The 2,349-nt window shown below is 75.4% G+C and carries 3 protein-coding genes; 1 reads left to right on the top strand and 2 read right to left on the bottom strand.

Features of this window, described 5'->3' with window-relative positions; all coding sequences use genetic code 11:
- Positions 1-411, bottom strand: a 411-nt coding sequence (locus tag VIM19_14010) for an acyl-CoA dehydrogenase family protein (protein ID HEY5185980.1), incomplete at its 3' end; no start/stop codon positions are given.
- A 69-nt stretch (positions 412-480) separates the two neighbouring features.
- A complete protein-coding gene (locus VIM19_14005; protein ID HEY5185979.1) occupies positions 481-1,662 on the bottom strand; it encodes an acyl-CoA dehydrogenase family protein in 1,182 nt (393 codons plus the stop codon).
- Positions 1,663-1,713: 51 nt separating this feature from the next.
- Between VIM19_14005 and VIM19_14000 the strand changes: the two genes are divergently transcribed.
- The gene (locus tag VIM19_14000; protein HEY5185978.1) at positions 1,714-2,247 is read left to right on the top strand and encodes an NTP transferase domain-containing protein; all 534 of its coding nucleotides are present in this window, start codon (positions 1,714-1,716) and stop codon (positions 2,245-2,247) included.
- Positions 2,248-2,349: the final 102 nt, after the last annotated feature.

Raw genomic sequence — 2,349 nt, 5'->3', positions numbered from 1 at the left:
CAGGGTCCAGCCGCCGGACCCGCCTGCGGTCGCGACGGTCGCCACCCGGTCCGGGGACGCGAAGGCGAGCGGCCCGGCCGGCTCGGCCCAGGCCAGCGCCGTCGGCCGGGTCGGGTCGGCACCGCCGCCGACGAGCGCCGGCAGGGCGACCACGCCGCTGAGCAGCGGGGCCGGCAGCAGCGCAGCGCCGGCCTCCTCGAGCAGCACGGCCTCGTCGAGGAAGCTGCCGCCGCCGTCCGGGGCGGACAGCCCGACCCAGCCGAGGTCGACCAGCCGCGGCCACACGTCGGCGTCCCAGCCCGGGCCCGAGTCGGCGACCTCGTGCAGCCGCTGCGCCGGATACCGCTCGGCGAGCAACCGGCGCGCGGCGGAGCGCAGCTCCTCCTGGTCGGTGGTGAAGGCGAAGTCCACGCCGCTACCCCCTCCGACCCTTCTGCAAGAAGGGTCCCTTCTGTGCGCACTGCCGCACAAAGCCGCCCTTCATCGAGACCTCGGCAGGCCAACGACCCGCTCCGCGATGATGTTGCGCAGGATCTCCGAGGTGCCCGCCTCGATGGTGTTCCCGCGGCTGCGCAGCTGCTGGTAGGCCCAGAAGCCGCCCCAGAACCCGTCGCCGCCGTCCAGCCGGCCCTGCGGACCGAGGATCTCGATGGCCAGCTTGCTCAGCCGCTGGTTGGCCTCCGACCAGTGCAGCTTGGCGATCGAGCCCTCCGGGCCGGGCACGCCGGTCTTCACCAGCGTGGTCAACGCCCGGTAGTTGGTGAACCGCAGCGCCTGCAGGTCGATGGCGAGGGCGGCGACCTGGTCGCGCACCAGCGGGTCGTCGGCCGGGCGGACGCCGTCCGGGCGGGTGGTGCGCGCGGTCTCGACCAGCCGGCGCAGCAGTGCCTCGAGCCGCGCGGTGAGGCTGAAGCCGAGGGTGCCGCGCTCGTGCAGCAACGTGGTCATGGCCACCGACCAGCCGTCGCCCGGCTGGCCCAGCATCGAGTCGCGCGGCACCCGGACGTCGGTGAAGTAGATCTCGTTGAACTCCGGGTCACCGGTGATCTGCCGCAGCGGCCGCACCTCCACGCCGGGGCAGTGCATGTCGACCAGCAGGTAGGACAGCCCGCGGTGCCGGTCGGCGTCCGGGTCGGTGCGGACGACGAGGATGCACCAGTCGGCGATGTGCGCGTAGGACGACCACACCTTCTGGCCGCTGACCACCCACTCGTCGCCGTCCAGCTCGGCCCGGGTGCGGGCGCTGGCCAGGTCGGAGCCGGAGCCGGGCTCAGAGAAGCCCTGGCACCACACCTCCTGGCCCGTGAGCAGCGGCGGCAGGAAGCGCGCCTTCTGCTCGTCGCTGCCCCAGGCCAGGATCGTCGGGCCGGCCATGCCCAGGCCGATGACCCCGAGGTGGCTCGGGGCGTCCGCGCGGGCCGACTCCTCCAGGTAGATGCCCTGGAAGGTGGGCGGCAGGCCCAGCCCGCCGTACTCCGTCGGCCAGGTGACGCCGGCGTAGCCCGCGGCGGCGAGCTTCGCGGACCAGTCCCGCCAGAAGTCGAGGTCCTCCAGGCCCGCGGACGGCGGGCGCTCGGCCCAGCCCGCCGGCAGGTTCGCGGCCAGCCACTCGCGCAGCTCGGCGCGGAAGGCGGCCTCCGAGGAGGTGTCGCGGAAGTCCATGAGGCGACGTTAGCGGGGGTTCCCGGCGGCCGCGCGGCCTATCGTCGGCACGTGCCGGTCGATGTCGTCGTGCTCGCGGGCGGGGAGGCCCGACGGTTCGGCGCGGACAAGGTCGCGCTGCTTCTCGACGCGGTGCTCGACTCGGTGGCCGGTGGGCTGGGCTCCCGGGTCGGGGCGCTCGTCTGCGTGGGTCCACCGCGGGTCACCCGGCGGCCGGACGTGACGTGGACCCGCGAGGAGCCGCCACTGGGCGGGCCGCTCGCCGGGCTGGCGGCGGGACTCGAGCTGACGTCGTCCGCCGTGGTGGTGGTCGTGGGCGCCGACATGCCGGACGTCGGGCCGGCGCTGCCGGCGCTGGTCGCGGCGGTGGCGGGCCACGACGCCGCGGTGCTGTCGGACGCCGATGGCCGGATGCAGCCGCTGGCCGCCGCATGGCAGCGGGCGGCGCTGGCCCGGCGGCTCACCGAGCTGGAACCGGTCGGCGGCCGGCCGGTGCGGCTGCTGGTGGACGGCGTGGACCTGGTGACGGTCGGCGACGGGTGGGGAGCGGGGCGCGACGTCGACGTCCCGGCCGACCTGGGCTGACACTGGGGGCGAGGGCCCCCTCGTGACCGGGCGAGGGCGCCGTCGGTCGATGAGGAGGACGGATGTCCCAGGCGACGTTCGAGGCGGTGCTGGCCCTCAACG

It is taken from the genome of Actinomycetes bacterium, from assembly GCA_036510875.1.
Taxonomy (GTDB): Bacteria; Actinomycetota; Actinomycetes; order Prado026; family Prado026; genus DATCDE01.
Note: the sequence above shows the minus strand (reverse complement) of the source record. Positions and strands in the feature narration are given on the sequence as shown.